We start from the raw sequence: 5,424 nt of genomic DNA, 5'->3' as shown, positions 1-5,424 counted from the left end.
TAAAATAAAAAACTAGAATTATTACTTGAATAACTTCTAGTTCTATAATACGAAAAGAAGCCCTTTCGGACTTTGTTTGAAAAATGGTGACGCGTACGGGATTCGAACCCGTGAATGCATGCGTGAAAGGCATGTGAGTTAACCGTTTCTCCAACGCGCCATGTATATTAAACTTGTCTTCCTTGACAAGTGCTAGTAAATGATACTATAAGTTTATATTAATTGCAAGCAAAAAAATAAAAAAATCAAAAATATTTTTTGCATTTCTCAAATGAGTCAAAATAATAAGATGAAATTATTTGTTAACATAGTGATTATAAAGCTTTTAAATAGGCGCTGATAATAACGATTTGTGTATATGATGTGCAGATATTATTTAAGTTACAGAGTGATTTTGTAGACAATAATACATACGAATTTGATAGGAATATAGTTATATTTTATACATGATAATAATATTTGAATCTGAATAAAAATAGTGATTATACAAATAATAGTTATAAATAAAAAAATTAAAAAAATAGTTGAAAGCGCTTGCAAACATATGTTAGAATACAGTAGAAAAAAGACGCATCTCATTGAGGAGGATACATAGTTGGCTTTACAAGCATAGAATAGATTATATAAATTGATTTCACGACAAATGGCTTTGTTTCAAATACAGCAAGCAAATAACAAATTAAAAATTACTTTTGGAACACCCGGCTGCCAATCATATTATAATCAAGCGAAGTATCTATATGGGAAAGTGTCTTAATGTAAAAATCTATACAGGAGGATAATATGAACAAAAGATTTTTAACAATTGCTGCAGCTTTATCTATGGGTGTTGCATTAACTGCTTGTAGCGGTGGAGGAGATGAAGGAAAAACTGGTGGTTCTAGTGTTGCGAACGCTGACAAACCATTAGTATGGTACAACCGTCAACCTTCTAACAGTTCTACTGGTGAAATAGACATGGATGCATTAAACTTCAACAAAGATACTTATTATGTTGGTTTCGATGCAAATCAAGGTGCTGAACTTCAAGGACAAATGATTAAAGATTATATCGAAAAGAATATCGATACATTAGATCGTAACGGTGATGGCGTTATCGGTTACGTATTAGCTATCGGTGATGTTGGCCACAATGATTCTATCGCTCGTACAAGAGGTGTTCGTAAAGCTTTAGGTACAGCTGTTGAAAAAGATGGTGAAATCGTAAGTGATCCAGCTGGTATTAATAATGATGGTAAATCTAAGAGTGTTCAAGATGGATCGTTAGAAATTAATGGAAAAACTTATACAGTAAGAGAACTTGCGTCTCAAGAAATGAAGAACTCTTCAGGTGCTACTTGGGATGCTGCTACTGCTGGTAACACAATCGGTACATGGACTGCTTCATTCGGTGATGAAGTTGACGTTGTAGCTTCTAACAATGATGGTATGGGTATGTCAATGTTCAATGCTTGGTCAAAAGAAAACAAAGTTCCTACATTCGGTTACGATGCTAACTCAGATGCAGTTGCTGCAATCGCTGAAGGATATGGTGGAACAATTTCTCAACATGCTGACGTTCAAGCTTATTTAACATTAAGAGTATTACGTAATGCTTTAGATGGTGTTGATATTGATACAGGTATCGGTACAAAAGATGATGCTGGAAACGTTTTAACTGATGATGTTTATACATACAATAAGGATCAACGTTCTTACTATGCATTAAACGTTGCTGTTACTGCTGACAACTATAAAGATTTCTTAGATTCAACAGTTACTTATGCTCCAGTTTCTAACCAATTAGGTGAAAAAGATCACGCTAAGAAGAGTGTTTGGTTAAATATCTACAACGCATCTGATAACTTCTTAAGCTCAACTTACCAACCATTATTAGAAAAATATGATGACTTATTGAATTTAGATGTTGAATATATCGGTGGAGATGGACAAACAGAATCTAACATTACAAACCGTTTAGGAAATCCAGACAAATATGATGCATTCGCAATTAACATGGTTAAGACTGACAATGCAGCTTCTTATACAGGAATCCTTAAATAAATAATTCAATAAAACTTAGGATTAAACTTATTAGGGAGAAATTATTTCTCCCTAATATTATTTAGATAGTAGTAAACAAAATAGGAGAGATTTTATGGCAGATAAGAATGAAGAACTAGTCTTATCTATACGCGGAATGAGTAAGTCCTTTGGACGTAACCGTGTTTTGGATCATATTGATTTAGATTTAAAACCAGGTACAGTTATGGGACTTATGGGAGAAAATGGTGCTGGTAAATCAACAATGATGAAATGTCTATTCGGGACATATCAAAAAGATGAAGGTACAATTTTCTTGGAAGGAAAAGAGATTAACTTTTCTGGACCAAAAGAAGCACTTGAAAATGGTATTGCCATGGTGCACCAGGAATTGAATCAATGTCTTGAAAGAAATGTTAAAGATAACTTATTCTTGGGACGTTATCCTACAAATGCTTTTGGCGTAGTAGATGAAGAACGAATGAAAAAGAAATCATCTGAGCTTTTTAGAAAGCTTGGTATGACAGTGAATTTAGATACACCAATGCGTAATATGTCTGTTTCACAAAGACAGATGTGTGAAATTGCCAGAGCAATTTCATATAACTCAAAGGTTATCGTACTTGATGAGCCTACATCTTCTTTGATGACACAAGAAGTTAATAAATTATTTGATATGATGCGTATGTTGAAGAAACAAGGCATTTCGCTAATTTATATTTCTCATAAAATGGATGAAATTTTTGAAATTTGCGATGAAGTATCTGTTTTACGAGATGGAAAAATGGTTATGACAAAACCTACATCTGAAACCAACATGAATGAATTGATTGCAGCCATGGTAGGTCGTTCATTGGATAACCGATTCCCACCTGTTGATAATGTTCCTGGAGAACCTATGTTATCTATTCAACATGTATCAACAAAATATGAGCCATACTTAAAAGATATAACATTTGACGTTAAAAAAGGTGAGATTTTCGGTCTATACGGTTTAGTAGGTGCTGGACGTACAGAATTACTAGAAACAATCTTCGGTATTCGTACAAGAGCATCAGGTCGTGTTTATTTTGACAATAAGTTAATGAACTTTAATAGTGCTAAAGAAGCAATTGAACATGGTTTTGCCCTAATTACTGAAGAGCGTAAAGCAAATGGCTTATTCTTGAAATGTGACTTAACATTCAATACTACAATTGCAAATTTACCTTCTTATATGAGCAAGGTAGCACTTTCTGATAATAAGATGGTTCAAGCTACGAATAAAGAAATTAAAACCATGAGAACTAAGTGTATGGGACCAGATGATGCAATTACAAGTTTATCTGGTGGTAACCAACAAAAAGTTATCTTCGGTAAATGGTTAGAGAGATCACCAAATGTATTCATGATGGATGAACCTACACGTGGTATTGACGTAGGTGCTAAATATGAAATTTACGAATTGATCATCAAAATGGCTAAACAAGGAAAAACTATTATTGTAGTTTCAAGTGAAATGCCAGAAATCTTAGGTATCACAAACCGTATTGGCGTTATGTCAAATGGACGCTTAGCCGGTATTGTAAATACAAAAGATACTAACCAGGAAGAGTTGTTAAGACTCAGTGCAAAATACCTATAAAGGAGATAATTATGACAAATACAGTTACAAATATTCTTAGTCATGATGAAGAGCTTGCACTACGTAAACCTATTGAGGATTATGTTGGAAAGATTCAAGCTGAAATTGATGAACTAAGAGAAGAAGGAACAAATAAAGTCTTGGAATATTCAGAAGAAATCGAGGCTTTAAAGAGAGATAAAATTTATACTAAAGGCGAGAAAGAAGCTCGTCTTTCAGAATTAAACAGCAAATTACAAAAAGCTAAAGAAATCGAAGCTAAAAATAAACAGCCAATCAACGAAAAGATTGCTGTTGCAGAAAAATATTTAAAAGATCACTATCAAACAGATTACTACAGCAAAGTAGTTGAAAGTAATAAGTATGAGGTTCAAAAAGCTAAGTCAGACTATGATAAAAAATTAAAAGAATTAGAAAAAGAACACAAAAATATTTTATCAGGACTTTCAGATAAAGAAGAAATCAAGGAAGAGAACTTCATTTATAAGAACCGTTTGTTCGATGCAAAACTTGAATATACTAAAAATATGCAAGAGGCAAAAGATCGTAAACATGATGCGTTTACATTTGAATATCACTTAATTGACTTGTTGAAGATGTCTAACTTCTCGTTTGCAGAAAAACAAGCTCAAAAAATTGAAAACTACAAATATTCATTTAATACTCGTGATTTCTTATTGAAAAACGGTTTATACATTGCGATTATTTTTGTATTCATTTTCTTATGTATCATTACACCAATTAAAAAGAATGGTTTACAACTACTTACTGTTAATAACATTTTAAGTATTATGCAACAAGCATCTCCAAGAATGTTCTTGGCATTAGGTGTAGCAGGATTAATCATGTTAGCTGGTACTGACTTGTCTGTTGGACGTATGGTTGGTATGGGTATGACAGCTGCTACAATTATTATGCACAATGGACCTAACACTGGTTCAGTATTTGGTCACGTATTTGACTTCTCAACTATGCCAGTTGGTGGAAGAATTCTTTTAGCATTAGTTGTTTGTGTTGTGTTATGTACAATGTTTACAACGATTGCCGGTTTCTTTGCGGCTAAATTTAAAATGCACCCATTCATTTCTACAATGGCTAACATGTTAGTTATCTTTGGTTTGGTAACTTATTCAACAAAAGGTGTGTCTTTTGGTGGTATCGATCAATCAATTCCAGGAAAAATCATTCCTAAAGTTGGTGGCATTCCTACAATTATTTTGTGGGCTGTTGCTGCAGTTGCGATTGTTTGGTTTATTTGGAATAAAACAAGATTTGGTAAAAACTTATATGCCGTAGGTGGAAACCCAGAAGCTGCTTCTGTATCTGGTATTTCAGTATTTAAAGTAACTCTTGGAGCCTTCATCATGGCAGGTATCTTATACGGATTTGGTTCATGGTTAGAATGTATTCGTATGATTGGTTCTGGTTCAGCTGCTTATGGACAAGGATGGGAAATGGATGCGATTGCTGCCTGCGTAGTTGGTGGTATTTCATTTACTGGTGGTATCGGTAAAATTTCTGGTGTAGTAGTTGGTGTATTGATCTTTACTGCATTAACTTATTCATTGACAATTTTAGGTATCGATACAAACTTACAGTTCGTATTCTCAGGAATTATCATTCTTATCGCCGTAACTCTTGACTGCTTAAAATACGTACGTAAAAACTAATTAAAAAATATGATAAATTCAAGTGGACTCAGTGAACTGGGTCCATTTTAAAAGGCGCAATAAATTTGGATGGGGTTATGTGAATTTGCTCTCCAAGAATTTAAGGGG

3 protein-coding genes and 1 tRNA gene are annotated in these 5,424 nt (G+C 33.5%); 3 read left to right on the top strand and 1 reads right to left on the bottom strand.

Annotated features, from left to right (window positions below; genetic code table 11):
* Positions 1 to 84: 84 nt before the first annotated feature.
* A tRNA-Glu gene (locus NE544_RS11580) sits at positions 85 to 160 on the bottom strand.
* 623 nt (positions 161 to 783) lie between these two features.
* Between NE544_RS11580 and NE544_RS11575 the strand changes: the two genes are divergently transcribed.
* The 3 genes from NE544_RS11575 (at position 784) to NE544_RS11565 (ending at position 5,316) form a co-directional block, all read left to right on the top strand.
* Positions 784 to 2,043: a substrate-binding domain-containing protein gene (locus NE544_RS11575; protein WP_256269442.1), complete on the top strand. Its 1,260-nt coding sequence runs from the start codon at positions 784 to 786 to the stop codon at positions 2,041 to 2,043.
* A 94-nt stretch (positions 2,044 to 2,137) separates the two neighbouring features.
* Positions 2,138 to 3,646, top strand: coding sequence for a sugar ABC transporter ATP-binding protein (locus NE544_RS11570; RefSeq protein ID WP_256269441.1), 1,509 nt, complete (start codon positions 2,138 to 2,140; stop codon positions 3,644 to 3,646).
* Between the two features lie 11 nt (positions 3,647 to 3,657).
* A complete protein-coding gene (locus NE544_RS11565) occupies positions 3,658 to 5,316 on the top strand; it encodes a galactoside ABC transporter permease (RefSeq protein ID WP_256269440.1) in 1,659 nt (552 codons plus the stop codon).
* Positions 5,317 to 5,424: the final 108 nt, after the last annotated feature.

This window comes from Holdemanella sp. MSK.7.32 (assembly GCF_024460475.1).
Lineage (GTDB): Bacteria > Bacillota_I > Bacilli_A > Erysipelotrichales > Erysipelotrichaceae > Holdemanella.
Note: the sequence above shows the minus strand (reverse complement) of the source record. Positions and strands in the feature narration are given on the sequence as shown.

Bases quoted from the DNA above. Each gene is read 5' to 3' on its own strand.
- NE544_RS11565 (WP_256269440.1), top strand. From the start codon at position 3,658: ATGACAAATACAGTTACAAATATTCTTAGTCATGATGAAGAGCTTGCA.
- NE544_RS11575 (WP_256269442.1), top strand. From the start codon at position 784: ATGAACAAAAGATTTTTAACAATTGCTGCAGCTTTATCTATGGGTGTT.
- NE544_RS11570 (WP_256269441.1), top strand. From the start codon at position 2,138: ATGGCAGATAAGAATGAAGAACTAGTCTTATCTATACGCGGAATGAGT.